Source organism: Zunongwangia sp. HGR-M22 (assembly GCF_027594425.1).
In the GTDB taxonomy this organism is placed as follows: domain Bacteria; phylum Bacteroidota; class Bacteroidia; order Flavobacteriales; family Flavobacteriaceae; genus Zunongwangia.
Genome location: NZ_CP115159.1, coordinates 3,441,976 through 3,460,135, shown reverse-complemented (window position 1 = coordinate 3,460,135; position 18,160 = coordinate 3,441,976). Strand labels below are relative to the sequence as shown.

Below are 18,160 nucleotides of genomic sequence, written 5' to 3'. Positions count from 1 at the left end.
GCCAAAGTGGCAGTAATTTTTTTTATAATTTTTAAGCAACTTTTTAAGTTTTTCTGCATCTAATGTGAGAAAAGCAATTAAAAAAGCTAAAGGAAGAACCTTGTGAGTTTTTGAAAAAGAAACAATTTTTTATGGAAGGCTGAGGATGTTTTCTTTCAGAAAAATAAAGAAAAGAGTGAAACCCCCGATCGTTGCTAACAAAATCAATGAAAATATAACACCTATGAAATAATTCTGCCTAATGATGACTGTTAGAGATCGGGGTAAACACTAGTTGTAATTGGTTATAAAGATAGTAAAATCAATCTATTAAGTGTATTAATTACTATTGTTATTTATGTTTGGTTATTTTTTTACATGCCTGCAGTATTGCGGGCATGTTATTTTACATAAATAGCTTCCAAAATGGAGCAGTTTAAGACTAAATACTTGCATTTTAAAACCGATTTAATGATTCATTTCCTACGTTAAAAAAAAATTGATATACTTTTGCACTTACAAAACTGTAAACTATGGCAAAAAATTTAGTGATCGTGGAGTCTCCTGCCAAAGCCAAAACGATTGAAAAGTTTTTGGGTAAAGATTATAAGGTGGCTTCTAGCTTTGGGCATATTGCTGACCTTCCAACAAAAGAGTTAGGTGTAGATACTGAGGGAGATTTTGCTCCTAAATATATAGTCTCCAAGGATAAGAAAGATGTAGTTAGGAAACTAAAAGGTTTAGCTAAAACAGCAGAGACCATTTGGCTTGCTAGTGATGAGGACCGTGAGGGAGAAGCTATCGCATGGCACCTTGCTGAGGAGCTAAAGCTAAAAGACGATCGTACTAAGCGAATTGTGTTTCATGAAATTACCAAGACGGCTATTTTAAAAGCTATTGATAATCCCAGGGGGATTAATTATAATTTGGTAAACGCACAACAAGCAAGAAGAGTTTTAGATAGGCTTGTAGGTTACGAATTATCTCCTGTTTTATGGAGAAAAGTAAAAGGAGGTCTTTCTGCAGGAAGAGTGCAAAGTGTCTCGGTTAGGCTTATTGTTGAACGAGAACGTGAGATTGAAGATTTTAAAGCCGAAGCTTCCTATAGAATAGATGCTGAATTTGCCAATGCTGAAGGTAAAACGTTTAGGGCTAAACTGCCTAAAAATTTTGATACAAAAGAAGAGGCAGAGACTTTCTTGAAAGATAACCTTGGTGCTAATTTTAAAGTAGCCGATCTTACTAAAAAGCCTGCTAAGAAATCTCCGGCACCGCCATTTACAACTTCTACTTTACAGCAGGAAGCTTCCAGGAAATTATATTTTTCGGTAAGTAAAACGATGACTTTAGCGCAACGTCTTTACGAAGCTGGTCACATTACTTATATGAGAACCGATAGCGTAAACCTTTCTGAAGATGCGCGTAAAGGTGCTAATAGAGAAATTTTAAAAGCTTACGGAGAAGAATACGCAAAAACCAGACAATTTAAAGGAAAGACTAAAGGCGCGCAAGAAGCTCACGAAGCCATACGGCCTACTAATTTCGCAAGTCATTCGGTTAAAGCAGATCGTGACGAGCAGCGTTTGTATGAATTAATTTGGAAACGTGCTATTGCCTCCCAAATGTCTGAAGCGCAATTAGAGCGAACTAATGTTAAGATTGAAGCGAATAAACACGATAAAATTTTTACGGCAAACGGTGAAGTTTTAAAATTCGAGGGATTTTTAAAAGTTTATTTGGAAGGTAGTGATGATGAAGATTCTGAAGAACAAAGCGGAATGTTACCGGAAATGAAGGTGAACGAAGCGCTTCAGAATATTTTTATTAATGCTACGGAAAGATTTACTCGTCCGCCTTATCGATATACTGAAGCTTCTTTGGTAAAGAAACTAGAGGAGTTAGGTATTGGTAGACCGTCTACCTATGCACCAACGATTTCTACAATTCAGAATCGAAATTATATAGAAAAAGGATCTGTTGATGGGGCCGAACGCGAATATGTTCAGTTTACCCTTGAGAACGAAAAAATTTCAGAAAAGAAATTAAGTGAAACCGTAGGAAGTGATAAAGGTAAATTGGTGCCAACCGCAGTAGGTAAAGTAGTAAATGACTTTTTAGTAAATCATTTTTCTAATATTCTTGATTATAATTTCACAGCAAAAGTAGAGCAAAGCTTTGATGATATTGCTGAAGGAAATGAAGAATGGACAAAAATGATGAAAGATTTTTATACCGATTTTCATCCTCATGTTCAAGACGTTGCTAAAAATGCAGATCGTGAAGTTGGGGAAAGAATTTTAGGAGAAGATCCCGAAACCGGAAAGCCGGTGAGTGTTCGTTTAGGTAAATTTGGTCCAATGGTTCAAATTGGCTCGGTAGAAGATGATGAAAAACCAAAATTTGCCAGTTTAAGTCCAGATCAAACTTTAGATACAATCACTTATGAGGAAGCAATGGATCTTTTTCAGCTTCCGAAGGAATTAGGGGAATATAAGGATGAAAAAGTAGAGGTGAATAATGGCCGTTTTGGTCCTTATGTGAAATTCGGTAAAAAATACGTTTCTCTTGAAAAAGGAGAAGATCCTATGAGTGTAGATTTCGATCGCGCTATGGAGCTAATTAAAGAAAAAGAGAAAGCCGATGCTCCAATATATCATTACGAGGAAAAGCCGGTTCAAAAAGGAGTAGGGCGCTTTGGGCCTTATCTAAAATGGAATGGTATTTTTATAAATGTAAATAAGAAATACGATTTTGATAATCTTTCTAATGAAGATATAGAAGAGCTTATTGAAGATAAAAAGCGTAAGGAGCGCGAAAAAGTAATTCATAACTGGGAAGAGGAAGGTATTAGAGTCGAAAAAGCCAGATGGGGAAGGTCTAATGTTATTAAAGGTAAAACCAAGGTAGAATTGCCAAAAACAGTAGACGCTACAAAAATCACTTTGGAAGAAGCTAAAGACATAATCGCCAAAAAAGCACCTAAGAAAAAAGCGACCAAGAAAACCACTAAAAAGAAGACCACCGCAAAGAAAACGACCAAGAAAACCACAAAAAAAACATCGAAAAAATAAGCTGAATGGAGTTGGATTTTTTAAGTCCTGTTGGTAACGATATAATTGACTATGCAAAAAGCTTAAATGCGCATAGTATGGGTTCTAAGGTTAAATTTAATTCAGAATTTACTGGGATACCGGATCTTGATGATGTTCAAATTGCAATCGTTGGTATTAGAGAGAGCCGTTTATCTGAAAATGATGAAGATGATTTGCTCAGTTTCGATAGCATTAGAAAAGCTTTTTACAGTCTTTTTCCTGGGAATTGGCATTTAAATATTGCCGATTTGGGTGATATTCAGAAAGGAGCTACTGTAAAAGATACTTATTTTGCAGTAGAAAAAACGGTTGCAGATTTAGTAAAAAAAGGCGTAATTCCTGTTTTGCTTGGCGGTTCTCAGGATCTGCTTTATGCGCAATACAGAGCTTATGACACTTTAGATGAGATGGTAAATCTTGTAAATGTAGATGCCAGATTTGATCTTGGCGATGCAGAGCAGGTAATTTCTAATAAATCTTACGTTTCTAAAATTATAGTTAATGAGCCTTACAATCTTTTTAACTATTCTAGTATAGGATATCAAACCTATTTTAATTCTCAGGAAGAAATAGAATTAATGGATCGGTTATTTTTCGATGCCTACCGCTTGGGAGAAATTAGTAATGACATTTCCCTAATAGAACCAATAATGCGAGCAGCGAATTTGGTAAGCGTAGATTTAAGTAGTATAGATGCGGCTTCAATAGGGCATTCATACTTCAAATCGCCAAACGGCTTTAATGGAAAAGAAATTTGTGCTATATCCAGGTATGCAGGGCTAAGTGATAAAGTGAGTTCTTTTGGGATTTTTGAATATAATTCTAATTTGAGTGAGTTGTCTGAGATGCTTGTGGCTCAGATGATTTGGTACTTTGCTGAAGGTGTTAATTATAGAAATAACGAAAATACAGTTGCCGCTAAACAAGATTTTATAAAATATCAAGTCCCTATAGATGATGATATTTTAGTGTTTTACAAAAGTCCTACAAGTGGGCGCTGGTGGATCGAAATTCCTTACGTAGCTAGCCTCAATACTAAATTAAAGAGGACTACGTTATTACCTTGTAGTGAGGAAGATTATCTGGAAGCTTGCAATCAGGTGATTCCAGAAAGATGGTATAAAGCAAAAAGAAAAAACGAAGTTTAATAATTAGGCATAGCCTTTGTATGTGGTTATTTTCTTAAAACTGTTGTTTTTTAGAAAATAATTGGATAGGTTTACCGCCTAAATTTGAGATGTCTTAACCTAAAAGTATTATGAAGAAAATTGTTTCGCTGGTTGCTGTTCTTGCTTTAATCTACAGTTGTGGTAGTAATGACAGAGGGCAGCTTGTAGGTGCGAAAGGAGAAAGATGGAACCCAGAGGAGCCGTTTGGTATGGCCTTAGTGCCTGGAGGCTCATTTATCATGGGGAAATCAGATGATGATATAGCAGGACAATTAAACGCTCCCCCAAAAACGGTTACAGTTAATACATTCTATATGGATGAGACTGAAATCACTAACGCAGAATATCGCCAATTTGTAAATTATGTTAAAGATTCGGTTGTTCGCGTGATGCTGGCTATGGAAGCCGAGCTAGAGGGCGCTACTGCTGGATCAGAAGGTATTGGTGAATATGCTTTTGCAGATGCCGATGAATCTGATCTTACGCCTTATCAACAATACATGTTGGATACTTATGGTTCTGGTGGAGAAATGGATGCTTATGAAAACCGTAAGTTAAATAAAGACGTAGATATTATATGGGATACGCAGGATTATCCAGATGTTGCTTACGCAAGAGTGATGGACCAGTTATATATTCCGCAGGAAGACGCATATAATGGCACTCGAACTATCGACGTTGAGAAATTGAAATTCAAGTACAGCTGGATGGATATTCAGGCAGCGGCAAGAGGTAAAGGAAATCGTCGGGAATATATGAAGACTGAAGTTGTAGAAGTTTATCCTGATACAGCAGTATGGATTAAAGATTTTAATTATAGTTATAATGAGCCTATGCACAACGATTATTTTTGGCATAGCGCATTTGATGATTATCCTGTTGTTGGAGTGAACTGGAAACAAGCCAGAGCATTTGCACAATGGAGAACAAAATATAACAATGATTTCCGCAAATCCAGAGGAGATAGTAATGTGCCATCATACCGTTTGCCAACAGAGGCAGAATGGGAGTATGCTGCACGAGGTGGTCTGGAAGGAGGAACTTATCCATGGGGTGGACCATATACAAAAAATGATAGAGGTTGTTTTATGGCTAATTTTAAGCCCTTAAGAGGAGATTATGCTGCCGACCAGGCATTATACACTGTTGAAGCTCAATCTTTCGATCCAAATGGTTATGGTTTATATAATATGGCAGGAAATGTCGCAGAGTGGGTCAACTCTTCTTACGATGCATCTAGCTATGATTATATGTCTTCTATGAATCCTACTGTAAATGATTATGATGATGCACGAAAAGTTGTGAGAGGTGGATCTTGGAAAGATGTGGCTTATTTCTTACAAGTTTCATCAAGAGATTATGAATATGCAGACTCTGCGAGAAGTTATATTGGCTTTAGAACTGTGCAGGATTATCTTGGCAACGATGTTCCATTAAATCAACAAACTACTTTTGAGTAACCACTTAACCCTAAATACATTCCTAAAACTTAAATTTTAATTATTATTTATTATGGCACAATCAAAAACTAGAATGAAGGTGATGAACATGGTTTACGGTATCGGTGCGGCCGTAGTTATTATTGGAGCGCTTTTTAAAATTATGCACTGGCCTTTTGGTAACCAGATGCTAATCGCAGGTCTTGTGACTGAGGCATTTGTATTCCTTGTTTCAGCATTTGAACCTGTAGACGAAGGTTACGACTGGTCTCTTGTATATCCCGAACTGTCTGAAGGGAGTGCTGCTATGGTTTCTCCTAAGAAAAAAGAGGTAGTTGTAGAGGAAACAAAGGACGCTCAGGGTATGCTTTCTAAAAAGCTTGATGAAATGTTACGAGATGCTAAAGTAGACGCGGCTTTAATGTCAAGTCTTGGTGATAGCATAAGAAATTTTGAAGGTGCAGCTAAAGGAATTGCTCCAACAGTAGATGCTATGGCTTCTCAGAAAAAATATAGCCAGGAGTTAACAACTGCTGCTACGCAAATGGAAACTCTAAATAGTATTTATAAAGTTCAGGTAGAATCTGCTTCAAAACAAGCTGAGGTTAACAAAGCTGTTGCAGAAAATGCTGGTAAACTTAGAGCTGAAATGGATTCTTTAACACAGAATCTTGCTTCTTTAAACGGTGTTTATGGAGGTATGCTAACTGCGATGAATGGTCAACGTAGAGCTTAATTTTAAGAACTTTATAATATAAACTTATTAGAAAAATAATACATGGCATCAGGAAAACAAAGCCCTAGGCAGAAGATGATTAACCTGATGTATTTAGTGTTTATCGCAATGATGGCACTTAATATGTCTAAAGAAGTTTTGGTAGCCTTCGGTTCTATGAATGAGAAGTTGGAGCAGGCAAACGCCACTACCGAACAGCGAAACGCATCAGCTATGCAAGGTTTGCAATCAAAAGCAAATGAGCAGGCAGAAAAATATGCTGAACTAGCGCAAAAAGCGGAAACTATTAATCAATTATCACAGAATTTAGATTCTTATATTGAGGGGGTTAAAAACGAATTGACTGCCGATTTAGATGATCCACAGGATTATCAGGCAATGGATAAAACAGATATTCTGGATGAACGATTTTTCACTGGAGGGAAAGTTAGTCCAAGAGGTCAGGAATTCGTAGATAAGATTAAAGAATATAGAGAGGGTGTAATTAATACATTAGGTGAGGATTATAGCGCTCTTAACAAAGAGATTGCAGCAAAATTTGATACTTCAGAAGAAGAAGATGGCGAAGGTACTAAAAAGCCTTGGTTAACTTATAATTTTGAAGGATTTCCATTAATTGCTTCCATCACTCAGATGACGCAAATTCAGTCGGATGTTAAAACGACTGAAAATGATATTCTTTCTTCAATGTTATCGGGACAATTGCAGGAAGAAGTTTCAATGACAAATTATTCAACTTTGTTAGAAACACCTAAGTCTGCTTATTATCAAGGGGAAACATTCAATGGAGCTATTGTTCTTGGTAGAACAGATGCTACTACTAAACCAAATAAGGTAGAATTGAAATTAGACGGAAGAACACTTTCTGGTGACGATTATTCTTTACAAGGTGGTAAAGTTGTTTTAAATGTTCCTGCGGGTAATGCTGGTAGTCATAAGTTAACAGGTCAGTTAATTTTTGCTGAAGATGGAGAAGAAACCTTGGTGCCTGTAGAACAAGAATTTGCAGTAATACCTAAGCCTAATAGTGCAACTATTTCAGCTGATAAAATGAATGTTGTATATCGTGGAGTTAAAAACCCGCTTACAATTTCAATGGCTGGTGTTCAGGATAATAATATTAGTGCAAGTGCACCTGGTTTGAGCCGAGTTTCTGGAAGTAGTTACGTTATGGATGTAACTAGTGTACAAGCGAGAGAAGTAAAAATTAATGTAACCGGAACGATTGACGGTAAAAGTTATCCTTCTAGTTCTACTTTTAGAATTAAAGATATTCCTAGTCCGGTTGGTTCTATTCGTAAAGAAACCGGTTCAGTTAAAATGCAGAGAAATAGTCTTGAGATTTCTGAAGTTGGAGCAGAATTGCCTGATTTCGATTTTGATATAGGTCTTCGAGTAACTGGATTTAGTTTTAAAGTTTCTGGGCAGCCAACAGTGACTGTTAGAGGTAATAGATTGGATAATGCAGCGAAAGCTGCTTTACGTAGAGCAGGAAGAGGAGAAACCGTGCAAATTTTTGATATTGAAGCTTCACTTAATTCAAACAGTGGATATAGACTTAAGAAAATTGCACCAGTATTTGTAGAACTTACGAATTAAGAAAAGTAATTATTTATGAAAGGAAAATATATAATATTTAGCTTATTGTTATTTATCGGTTTTACCGGTATGTCACAAACAGCGAGTATTCTAAATGCAGAAAAGCCAGAAGACATTGGGAAGTCTAAAACAGACGCCGAAGATAATACTGAAGGTGGGCCACTAGAATATGGTTATGTAGATGATCGTGATGTACTTTGGTCTAAAGGGACCTGGGAGATCATCGATTTGAATGAGAGAGTTAATTTTCCTTTGTACTACCCTGTGGATACAATGAATATTGCATCCAACAGAAGGTCACTTTACGATGTTTTAATTCGTGCTATAAAAAACGGTAAAATTGAAAATATTTATGCCGATTCCTACTTTACGGAGAAAAGAACTTTAAAGGATATTAGAGCAACAATTTCTCGTGTCGATACTACAGATTATGGTATCGAACAATACAATGCCGGTCAAGAAGTTGATGAGCAATTTATTGATCGAAGAGATTTGGGTGCTGCCGATATTGTTCAGTATAAAATACGTGGAATTTGGTATTTCGATAAAAGACAAGCAGAGCTTAAGTATAGAATTCTTGGTATTGCACCAAGGGCTCCTGATGTAAACTTTATCGACGACTCAGAGCTTAACGACCTTGTTGATTTGTTTTGGGTTTGGTATCCAGATGCTCGTGATGCCTTGTACGAGGCTAAAGCTTATATAGGAAATAATACTGTTATCTCGTACGATCAACTTTTAAATGCTAGAAGATTCAATTCTGTTATTTTTAAGGAAGACAACGTACAAGGTGATAGAGCAATTAACGATTATATTGTAGATAATAGCTTTATGCAATTATTAGAGTCTGAGCGTATTAAAGAACAGATTCGTAATTTTGAGCAAGATATGTGGAATTATTAATTCGCAATTCTGCAAATAATAAATAGAGCGCCTTTAATAGGCGCTTTTTTTGTGCTTAATTTGTATTTGAAAATAACAAAGTATGCTGGATTATATCGTCGTTGGTTTAGGTTTAAGCGGAATCGCAATTAGTAACCATCTTGAAAAAAGAAATAAGAAATTCGTTGTTTTTGAGGATAATTCTCAAGAATCTTCGAAGGTTGCTGGTGGTATTTATAATCCAATTATATTAAAACGGTTTACATTAGCCTGGGAAGCAGATAAACAAATTAATTACTCAATTCCTTTTTATGAAGAGCTTGAAAAAAAGCTAAACACTAATTTTATTCAGCCATTTAATATTTATAGGAGATTTCAATCTATAGAGGAACAAAATAATTGGTTTGAAGCGGCAGATAATTTGCGATTAGCCCCTTTTATGGGTACTCAACTAGTAAGAGAGGTGAACTCGAATATCTCTGGAGATTTTTCATTTGGAAAGTTAGAGAAAACGGGCGCCATAGATACGGAAAAGTTAATTTCAGCAAACAGAGATTATCTAAAAAAGCATTCCATTTTAAAAGAAGAAAAATTCGATTATTCGGCTTTAGAAATCGAGGGTGATTTTGTTAGTTATAAAGATAAGAAAGCTAAGAATATTATCTTTTGTGATGGTTTTGGGCTTGTAGATAACCCATTTTTTAATTATTTACCATTACGAGGAAATAAGGGAGAATATTTAATTATCAAATCGAAAGATTTGAAGTTAAAACAAGCTGTAAAATCATCTGTTTTTATTTTGCCTTTAGGTAATGATCTCTACAAAGTAGGCGCAACATACGATCATAAGGATAAAACTAAGGAACCTACTTTAGAAGCGAGAACAAAGCTTCAAAAAGATTTAGATAAGCTAATTAGCTGTGAATACGAAATTGTAGATCAGGTATCAGGAATTCGACCTGCTACAGCAGATAGAAGACCGTTATTAGGTAATCATCCTCAGCATAAAAATCTTTTTTTATGCAATGGTTTTGGTAGTAGAGGTGTACTTATTGGCCCTTTGCTTTCAGAAAATTTATTAAATTTTATAGAGAATGGCATTCCACTGCCTCCCGAAGTTGATATTACTCGATTTCAGAAAAAATATTACAAAAACTAATTCCTGTTTTGTTTTCTCTTTGCGGCATTTTTATCGTATTTCAGAAATAAATTTATCCAAATGTTTCTGGATAAGCGCATAATAATTGGCATAAAGACGATAAGTGTGCCTACGATAGCAAAGAAAGAAGTTAATAGTCCGCCACCAAGAAAGTAGTGCGCAATGATAAAAGCAGCTACAGAAAATGCAACTCCTACCGCATAACTTACATACATTGCCCCGTAAAAGAATGACGGCTCAATCTTATATTTGGTACCACAGTGAGAACAATGATCATGCATCTCGTAAACTTTGTTTAGTTTAAAAGGGTTTTTTTCTCTATACATGCTCTCTTCCTGACATACGGGACAGGTTCCCGTTAAAATGCTATACAACTTCGTGCCTTTCAAGAATTTCATAAAATTTTTTTTGCAGTACAAATTTAATCATCTTTGCACAAACCTAAGTTACTTTATATATAAATGCTCAACATCCATAATCTTTCAGTCTCTTTTCAGGGAGAATATTTATTTCAGGAAATTAGTTTTCGTTTAGGAGCCGGAGACCGCATAGGTCTAATTGGTAAAAACGGAGCGGGAAAATCTACTATGCTTAAGATTATTGCTGGCGATCAGGAATATGATAGTGGGCAAATTGCCAAAGACAAAGAGCTTAGAATTGGATTTCTAAAACAGGATATAGATTTTGTACAGGGACGTACTGTTTTGGACGAAGCATATCAGGCTTTTGAAGAGATTAAACGTCTGGAAGCCAAAATGAATGAGATTAATCATCAACTAGCGACCCGTACCGATTATGAAAGCGATTCTTATACCGAATTAATTCAGGAACTTACTGATGTAACACATCAATACGAGATTATTGGAGGTTATAATTATGAGGGAGATACCGAAAAGGTATTGCTGGGGCTTGGTTTTAGTAGAGCAGATTTTAAAAAATTAACCGATACCTTTTCTGGAGGTTGGAGAATGCGAATAGAACTAGCGAAGCTCTTGCTTCAAAATAACGATATTTTGTTGCTGGATGAGCCTACCAACCACCTGGATATAGAAAGTATCATTTGGTTAGAAAGTTTCTTGAATTCTTATCCCGGTTGTGTGATTCTGGTTTCTCATGATAAAATGTTCTTAGATAATGTAACCAATCGTACTATAGAAATATCTTTGGGTAGAATCTACGATTATAAAAAGCCGTATTCCAAATATTTAGAATTGCGAGGAGAGCTAAGAGAGCAGCAACTTGCAGCGCAGAAAAATCAGCAAAAAGAAATAGAGCAAACCGAGAAATTGATCGAGAAATTTAGAGCAAAAGCATCTAAAGCTTCTATGGCGCAGTCTTTAATTAAAAAGCTGGATAAAGTTAATCGTATTGAAGTAGATGAAGATGATAATGCGGTGATGAATATTAGTTTCCCTGTTTCAGTGCAACCGGGTAAAGTTGTTGTTGAAGCAGAGCATGTTGGGAAGGCTTATGGAGATCATAAAGTACTTGAAGATATTAATCTACTTATCGAACGCGGAAGCAAAATCGCTTTTGTTGGTCAAAACGGACAAGGGAAGACAACCTTGGCAAAAATAATTATAGATGAAATTTCTCATACGGGAGATTTAAAACTTGGTCATAACGTTCAGCTAGGTTATTTTGCGCAAAATCAGGCTGATTATTTAGACGGAGAGAAAAGTATTTACGATACCATGGTCGATGCTGCGAACGAAAGCAATCGATCTAAAGTTCGCGATATGCTAGGTTCGTTTTTGTTTCGTGGTGATGATGTAGACAAAAAAGTGAAAGTGTTATCTGGGGGAGAGAGAAACCGATTAGCACTTTGTAAAATGCTATTACAGCCTTTTAATGTGCTGGTAATGGATGAGCCTACCAACCACTTGGATATTAAATCTAAAAACGTGCTAAAAGAAGCTTGTAGAAATTTTGAGGGCACTCTAATAATTGTATCTCACGATAGAGATTTTCTTCAGGGATTAACCAAGACGGTTTACGAATTCAGAAATAAACAGATCAAAGAATATTTAGGCGATATAGATTATTATCTGGAGCAGCGTAAACTGGAAGATATGCGTGCTGTAGAGAAAAAAGATAAGGCTCCTAAAAGTGCAGCTAAAAAGGTAGCTACAGAAAAACAATCGTACGAAGACCAGAAAAAATTAAAAGCACTAAACAATAAGTTGAGTAAGGTAGAGTCGAAAATTACCAAATTAGAAAAAGAGCTAAAACGTAAAGATCACGAATTGGCGACTAATTATGAGAAGACAATTGCTCAGTCCAATTTTTTAGATAGTTACAACGATAAGAAAAAAAATCTAAAGAAATTGTTTCAGGAATGGGAGGGATTGCAGTTAGAAATAGATGAAATTAGTTAATTTCTTAAAAAAATTAAGATATTCGATTAAACTTTATCTAGTTTTAGGAGTCCAACCAACTAAGTTATGGATAAACGCAAGATAATTCTCTCAGTTCTTGGACTTCTGCTTATTGTGGGAGCCGTATTTGCAGCTAAATGGATCATAGACAGTAATGTTAAAAAAGATCCAGAAATACAGAAGGTTGTAAAAAATGTATTCGTTAAAACAGTTAAAAATGACACCGTTCCTATAAGCATTCCTGCTAACGGAAATGTTACTGCGTTAAGAAAGCTTGAACTCTACTCAGAAGTTCAGGGGATTTTTAGAAGCAGTAGTAAAAACTTTTTGGCAGGTCAGGAGTATAAAAAAGGTCAGATTTTACTGAATATTGATTCCGCAGAATATGCAGCCAGTGTACAGTCTGCTAAAAGTGATTTATATAATAGTATCACTGCTATTATGCCCGATCTACGCTTAGATTATCCAGATGCTTTTGAGAAATGGCAGCAATATTTAAGCAATTTTGATATTAATAAATCGGTTCCAGAACTTCCTGAAATCGAAACCGATAAAGAAAAATATTTCATAAGTGGTCGTGGTATTGTTTCTTCGTACTATACCATAAAAAACCTTGAAGAACGTTTAAGAAAATATACAATCGTAGCGCCATTCAATGGTATACTTACCGAAGCTTTGGTAAAGGAAGGAACATTAATTAGGTCTGGACAAAAGCTGGGTGAATATATAGATCCTTCTGTTTACGAATTACAGGTTTCTATAGCTAAGAAATTTAGCGATCTTTTAGCGGTGGGCGAAGAGGTTAAACTTCAAAATTTAGATAGAACCCAAAAATATAGCGGAACCGTTAGTAGAATTAATGGTAGAGTGAATCTGGAAACGCAAACCATTCAGGTGTTTATTCGTGTAGAAGGACAAAATATACAGGAAGGAATGTATCTTGAAGCAATGCTAGATGCTAAAAAAGAACCAAACGCTTTAGAGATCCCGAGAGAATTATTGGTAGAGCGATCTAAAGTTTACGTAGTTAGAGACAGTGTTTTAGATTTGGTAAGCGTCCAACCCGTTTATTTTAGTACCGAAAGTGTAGTGGTAAAAGGCCTTGAAGATGGTACTAAAATGTTAGCAGCATCTGTACCGGGAGCTTATGCTGGGCAGTTAGTTAATGCTGAAGAAGTAAAAGATACCGCTAAAAACGAATAATCTTGAGAAAACTTATTAGTTATTTTATAAAGTATGAGGTTGCGGTTAATATCGTAATCATTGCTTTTTTACTATTCGGAGCAGTTGGTGCGCTTACTTTAAAGTCTTCTTTCTTTCCTTTGCAGGATAGCCGAATGATCAATATTAGCGTGACCTATCCAGGATCTGCGCCCGAAGAAATAGAGGAAGGGATAATCCTTAAAATAGAGGACAATCTAAAAGGCCTGGAAGGTATAGAACGTGTAACTTCGGTTGCCAGAGAAAGTGGAGGATCTATCACCGTAGAGATTGAGCGAGACGAAAATATTGATGTAATGCTCACCGAGGTTAAAAACGCAGTAGATCGCGTGCCAACCTTTCCAACCGGTATGGAGCCTTTGGTAGTTGCCAAAGAAGAATCGGTTAGACCAACCATTAGATTTGCAATTAGTGGCGAGAAAATCCCGTTGGTTACCTTAAAAAGAATAAGTGAGCAAATCGAAAATGATTTGCGAATGATGGATGGTATTTCTCAGATTGAAATAGACGGTTTCCCAGAAGAAGAAATAGAAATTGCGGTTAGAGAAAACGATCTTCTGGCTTATAATTTGACATTTCAGGATGTTGCTCAGGCGGTTTCAGGAGCAAATATCCTTACCACTGGAGGGACGATTAAAACCAGTAGCGAGGATTATTTAATTAGGGCGAATAACCGGTCTTACTACGCAGACGATTTAGAAGATCTGGTATTAAAATCTACTACGAATGGAGAAATTATCAGATTGTCTGATATTGCCAGAGTTTCCGACCAATTTTCTGAAACACCTAACGCATCATTTTTCAACGGCAATCAAAGTGTAAATATTACAATAAGTAATACCAATTCTGAAGATTTACTTGCAGCAGCAGAGCAGGTGAATGAATATATCCAAAAATACAATCAAAAAAGTAGCAATGTTCGTTTAGATGTTGTTTTCGATTCGTCCATAAGATTACAGCAACGAACGCAGCTTTTAGTGGAAAATGGAATCATGGGGATAGTTTTGGTCCTGTTCTTTCTTTCCCTTTTTCTAAATACAAGATTAGCCTTTTGGGTGGCTTTTGGTTTACCGGTTGCCTTTCTAGGAATGTTTATTTTTGCTGAACAGTTTGATGTCACTATTAACGTTTTATCGCTGTTTGGGATGATTATCGTTATCGGTATTCTCGTAGACGACGGGATTGTTATTTCAGAAAATATTTATCAACATTTCGAAATGGGTAAGAATCCCATTAAAGCAGCACTAGACGGGACGATAGAAGTTGTTCCTCCAATTATTTCAGCTATAATAACAACCATCTTGGCTTTTGCCAGTTTCCTGTTTTTAGATAGTAGAATAGGCGAGTTTTTTGGAGAAGTATCTACTGTGGTGATGCTTACACTGGTTGTATCTTTAATTGAAGCACTCATTATTTTACCTGCGCATATCGCACATTCCAAAGCATTAAAGCGTAACGTTTCGCAACCAAAATCTGTAATAGGTAAATTCTTCGGTAAAATGAGGAATATAAATAAACTTGGAGATCGATTGATGATTTTTCTTCGTGATAAAGTTTATGGTCCGGTTTTAAATTTTGTGCTGAAACAACAAATATTAAGTATAGGAATTCTTTTAGCGGTCCTTATTTTAACTTTTGGAGCTATTGGTGGTAATATTATAAGAATAACACTTTTTCCCAGCGTAGCCAGTGATCGAATTTCTATCGATCTTTTAATGCCTGAAGGAGTTAATCCTGAAAGAACAGATTCGATTATTACAATGGTTGAAGAAGCCACCTGGCAAGTAAATAAAGATTTTTCTGAAGAACAAACTGGTAATCTCTCTGTAATAGAAAATACCATTAAGAGGGTTGGCCCAGGAAATAATAAGGCGTCGATACAGGTAAATTTACTACCTGGTGAAGAACGTGATTTTGGTGCACCTGAAATTACAAATGCAATTCGCGATAAAGTAGGGCCAGTATATGGCGTAGAAAACTTAACGTTTGGATCGGGCGGTAATTTTGGAGGTGATCCTGTTTCTGTTTCCTTGTTGGGGAATAATCTCGAAGAACTAGAAGCCGCAAAGGAAGAATTAAAAGCCAATTTTGAAAACAATCCGTTACTAAAAGATGTAAACGATAGTGATCCTAAGGGAATTAAAGAAATCAATATTTTCCTTAAAGATAATGCGTATGCGTTAGGATTAGATCTGGCCGATGTAATTGGGCAGGTTAGAAATGGTTTCTTTGGGACACAGGCTCAGCGATTTCAAAGAGGACAGGACGAAATTAGAGTATGGGTGCGTTATGATTTGGAAAATAGATCTTCTATCAATGATCTTGATGATATGCGTATTCTAACCCCTTCTGGAAACCGCGTTCCGTTTGATGAAATAGCGAATTATGAAATTATTCGAGGAACCGAGTCGATTAGTCACCTTGATGGAATGCGAGAGATTCGAGTAAGCGCAGATATGGAAGATCCCAACGGAAGTTCAACAGACATTTTAGCTGATATTCGTGAAAATGTAATGCCTGAAATATTAACTAAATATCCAAGTTTAAGCGTTTCGTACGAGGGGCAAAATCGTGAAGCTGACAAATTGATAAATTCAGCCAGTACTGTATTGCCAATTATTTTGTTTTTGATTTATGCTACAATAGCTTTTACGTTTAGAAGTTATAGTCAGCCATTATTACTAATGATTATGATCCCTTTTAGTGTTATTGGCGTTGCATGGGGACATTGGATTCACGATTTTCCAATCAATATGCTTTCAGCATTAGGTATTATAGCGCTGGTGGGAATAATGGTTAATGATGGCCTGGTACTTATTGGGAAATACAATGGTAATCTACAGGATGGCATGAAGTTTAAGCAGGCAATTTACGAAGCAGGAAAATCTCGTTTCAGGGCAATTTTTCTTACTTCCTTAACCACCATAGCTGGTATGGCACCTTTGCTGTTAGAGAAAAGTAGGCAGGCGCAATTCCTTAAACCTATGGCTATATCCATAAGTTACGGGATTGGTATAGCTACTTTATTAACCTTATTTTTATTACCGCTACTGCTTTCTATTACTAACCGTATAAAAGTGGAAGGTAAATGGTTGGCAACAGGTAATAGAGTGGAACGCGAGTCTGTAGAGCGAACAATAAAAGAATTAAAAGAAGCAGAAAAAAATAAAGATGAATATTAAAATTACCTATTTTACTGTCATTTTTTTCATGTTTATTGGGCTTGCTACAAAAGCTCAGGATTCTTTGTTAACCAAAAATGAAGTTATAGCAAGAGCTCTTGATAGTAACTTCGGAATAAAAATGGCTAATAACAACGTTGAAGTTGCTGAAAATAATCAGAGTATCTTAAACTCTGGATATCTTCCGTCTTTAAGAGGAGCAGGTGGTTATAATTACGATCTTAATAATCGGCTAACAGAACCAGAAGAAGGAGACAACGTAGATCAACGCGGGATCGAAGGCGAGTCCTATAGCGCCTCTATTAATTTAGACTATACGCTTTTTGATGGATTGGGACGATTTTATAATTATAAAAGTTTAAAAGAGCAATATAATCTTTCGCAATTAGAAGCGAGAGAAACTATCGAGAATACCATACTTCAATTGCTAACGGTATATTATGAAATAGCGAGATTAAGTGAGAATATGGGGGTTTTAAAAGAAACTTTAAAAATTTCTCAGGATCGAGTAAAGCGTGCACAGTATCAATTTGAATACGGGCAATCTAATAATTTAGTAGTCCTAAATGCTCGGGTAGATGTGAATACCGATAGTATTAATCTTATCGAAACGCGACAGCAACTACGCAATACCAAACGCGATTTAAATGTTATTCTCAATAGAGATGTCAATAATAGAGCTTTTGAAGTAGATACTTCTGTAAGTTTTATTACCGAGCTACGAATAGATTCCTTTCTAGAGCAATCTACTTATAATAATGTAAGTCTTCTTAAGGCAAAAAGTAATATTATCCTTAGTGATTATGATATTAAGGTAAGTAAATCGGGTTATTTGCCTACGGTAGGTCTTACTGGTTCTTATGGATGGAATAGAAATATAAGTGCAGCTACCGCCTTTTTTCCGGGATCCAAAACAACTACCGACGGCTTATCTGCAGGATTAAGTTTATCGTGGGATTTATTTGATGGTGGTCTAACCAGTGTAGCCATTCAAAATGCTAAAATTAATAAAGAGAATCAACAACTTCAGAAAAAGCAAATAGAATTAGAGGTAGAGCGGGATATTGCAAATGCTTTAGGAAACTATGAGAATAAACTTTATATCTTTCGTGTACAGGAAGAAAATGTTTTGACAAACGAAGATAATTTTAGCCGATCTGAAGAGCAATATCGATTAGGACAGATCTCTTCTATAGAGTTTAGGCAGGCCCAAATTAATTTGCTTGATGCTAAAACGAGTCTTAACTTAGCCAAATATGATGCAAAGTTGGCTGAATTGGAATTATTGCAACTTACCGGCCAGCTATTGAATATTGATTTTTGA

At 36.0% G+C, this 18,160-nt stretch carries 12 protein-coding genes; 11 read left to right on the top strand and 1 reads right to left on the bottom strand.

The features are described from left to right. Positions 1 to 512: 512 nt before the first annotated feature. From topA to PBT91_RS15005, 7 genes are all read left to right on the top strand, one after another. On the top strand, positions 513 to 3,050 hold the full coding sequence (gene topA, locus PBT91_RS15035) for a type I DNA topoisomerase (RefSeq protein WP_270059278.1): 2,538 nt from the start codon (positions 513 to 515) through the stop codon (positions 3,048 to 3,050). A gap of 5 nt (positions 3,051 to 3,055) precedes the next feature. Beyond that, positions 3,056 to 4,219 (top strand): formimidoylglutamase, encoded by a 1,164-nt coding sequence (locus tag PBT91_RS15030; RefSeq protein WP_270059277.1) that lies wholly within the window; start codon positions 3,056 to 3,058, stop codon positions 4,217 to 4,219. Positions 4,220 to 4,329: 110 nt separating this feature from the next. Then, complete coding sequence (gene porK, locus PBT91_RS15025; protein WP_270059276.1) at positions 4,330 to 5,700, top strand: type IX secretion system lipoprotein PorK/GldK; 1,371 nt, start codon at positions 4,330 to 4,332, stop codon at positions 5,698 to 5,700. Positions 5,701 to 5,752: 52 nt separating this feature from the next. After that, complete coding sequence (porL, locus tag PBT91_RS15020) at positions 5,753 to 6,415, top strand: type IX secretion system motor protein PorL/GldL (protein WP_270059275.1); 663 nt, start codon at positions 5,753 to 5,755, stop codon at positions 6,413 to 6,415. Positions 6,416 to 6,457: 42 nt separating this feature from the next. Continuing rightward, positions 6,458 to 8,014: a type IX secretion system motor protein PorM/GldM gene (gene porM, locus PBT91_RS15015; protein ID WP_270059274.1), complete on the top strand. Its 1,557-nt coding sequence runs from the start codon at positions 6,458 to 6,460 to the stop codon at positions 8,012 to 8,014. 15 nt (positions 8,015 to 8,029) lie between these two features. Beyond that, the gene (gene porN, locus PBT91_RS15010; protein ID WP_270059273.1) at positions 8,030 to 8,917 is read left to right on the top strand and encodes a type IX secretion system ring protein PorN/GldN; all 888 of its coding nucleotides are present in this window, start codon (positions 8,030 to 8,032) and stop codon (positions 8,915 to 8,917) included. Between the two features lie 82 nt (positions 8,918 to 8,999). Continuing rightward, positions 9,000 to 10,055, top strand: coding sequence for an NAD(P)/FAD-dependent oxidoreductase (locus tag PBT91_RS15005; RefSeq protein WP_270059272.1), 1,056 nt, complete (start codon positions 9,000 to 9,002; stop codon positions 10,053 to 10,055). On the opposite strand, the gene PBT91_RS15000 is transcribed toward PBT91_RS15005, so the two are convergent. Continuing rightward, a complete protein-coding gene (locus tag PBT91_RS15000; RefSeq protein WP_270059271.1) occupies positions 10,052 to 10,453 on the bottom strand; it encodes a DUF983 domain-containing protein in 402 nt (133 codons plus the stop codon). The genes PBT91_RS15005 and PBT91_RS15000 overlap by 4 nt on opposite strands. Before the next feature lie 63 nt (positions 10,454 to 10,516). Between PBT91_RS15000 and abc-f the strand changes: the two genes are divergently transcribed. From abc-f to PBT91_RS14980, 4 genes are all read left to right on the top strand, one after another. Continuing rightward, the gene (gene abc-f / locus PBT91_RS14995) at positions 10,517 to 12,433 is read left to right on the top strand and encodes a ribosomal protection-like ABC-F family protein (protein WP_270059270.1); all 1,917 of its coding nucleotides are present in this window, start codon (positions 10,517 to 10,519) and stop codon (positions 12,431 to 12,433) included. A gap of 66 nt (positions 12,434 to 12,499) precedes the next feature. After that, complete coding sequence (locus tag PBT91_RS14990; RefSeq protein ID WP_270059269.1) at positions 12,500 to 13,636, top strand: efflux RND transporter periplasmic adaptor subunit; 1,137 nt, start codon at positions 12,500 to 12,502, stop codon at positions 13,634 to 13,636. Between the two features lie 2 nt (positions 13,637 to 13,638). Continuing rightward, positions 13,639 to 16,836, top strand: a complete 3,198-nt coding sequence (locus PBT91_RS14985) for an efflux RND transporter permease subunit (protein ID WP_270059268.1) — start codon at positions 13,639 to 13,641, stop codon at positions 16,834 to 16,836. Beyond that, positions 16,826 to 18,160 carry a TolC family protein gene (locus PBT91_RS14980; protein ID WP_270059267.1) on the top strand — a complete coding sequence of 445 codons (1,335 nt, stop codon included), beginning with the start codon at positions 16,826 to 16,828 and terminating at the stop codon, positions 18,158 to 18,160. The genes PBT91_RS14985 and PBT91_RS14980 overlap by 11 nt, the downstream gene beginning before the upstream one ends.

Excerpts from the sequence above, each read along its gene's own strand:
- porM (WP_270059274.1), top strand. The coding sequence starts at position 6,458 with ATGGCATCAGGAAAACAAAGCCCTAGGCAGAAGATGATTAACCTGATG.
- PBT91_RS15005 (WP_270059272.1), top strand. The coding sequence starts at position 9,000 with ATGCTGGATTATATCGTCGTTGGTTTAGGTTTAAGCGGAATCGCAATT.
- topA (WP_270059278.1), top strand. The coding sequence starts at position 513 with ATGGCAAAAAATTTAGTGATCGTGGAGTCTCCTGCCAAAGCCAAAACG.
- porL (WP_270059275.1), top strand. The coding sequence starts at position 5,753 with ATGGCACAATCAAAAACTAGAATGAAGGTGATGAACATGGTTTACGGT.
- PBT91_RS15000 (WP_270059271.1), bottom strand. The coding sequence starts at position 10,453 with ATGAAATTCTTGAAAGGCACGAAGTTGTATAGCATTTTAACGGGAACC.
- porN (WP_270059273.1), top strand. The coding sequence starts at position 8,030 with ATGAAAGGAAAATATATAATATTTAGCTTATTGTTATTTATCGGTTTT.
- PBT91_RS14990 (WP_270059269.1), top strand. The coding sequence starts at position 12,500 with ATGGATAAACGCAAGATAATTCTCTCAGTTCTTGGACTTCTGCTTATT.
- porK (WP_270059276.1), top strand. The coding sequence starts at position 4,330 with ATGAAGAAAATTGTTTCGCTGGTTGCTGTTCTTGCTTTAATCTACAGT.
- abc-f (WP_270059270.1), top strand. The coding sequence starts at position 10,517 with ATGCTCAACATCCATAATCTTTCAGTCTCTTTTCAGGGAGAATATTTA.
- PBT91_RS14980 (WP_270059267.1), top strand. The coding sequence starts at position 16,826 with ATGAATATTAAAATTACCTATTTTACTGTCATTTTTTTCATGTTTATT.
- PBT91_RS15030 (WP_270059277.1), top strand. The coding sequence starts at position 3,056 with ATGGAGTTGGATTTTTTAAGTCCTGTTGGTAACGATATAATTGACTAT.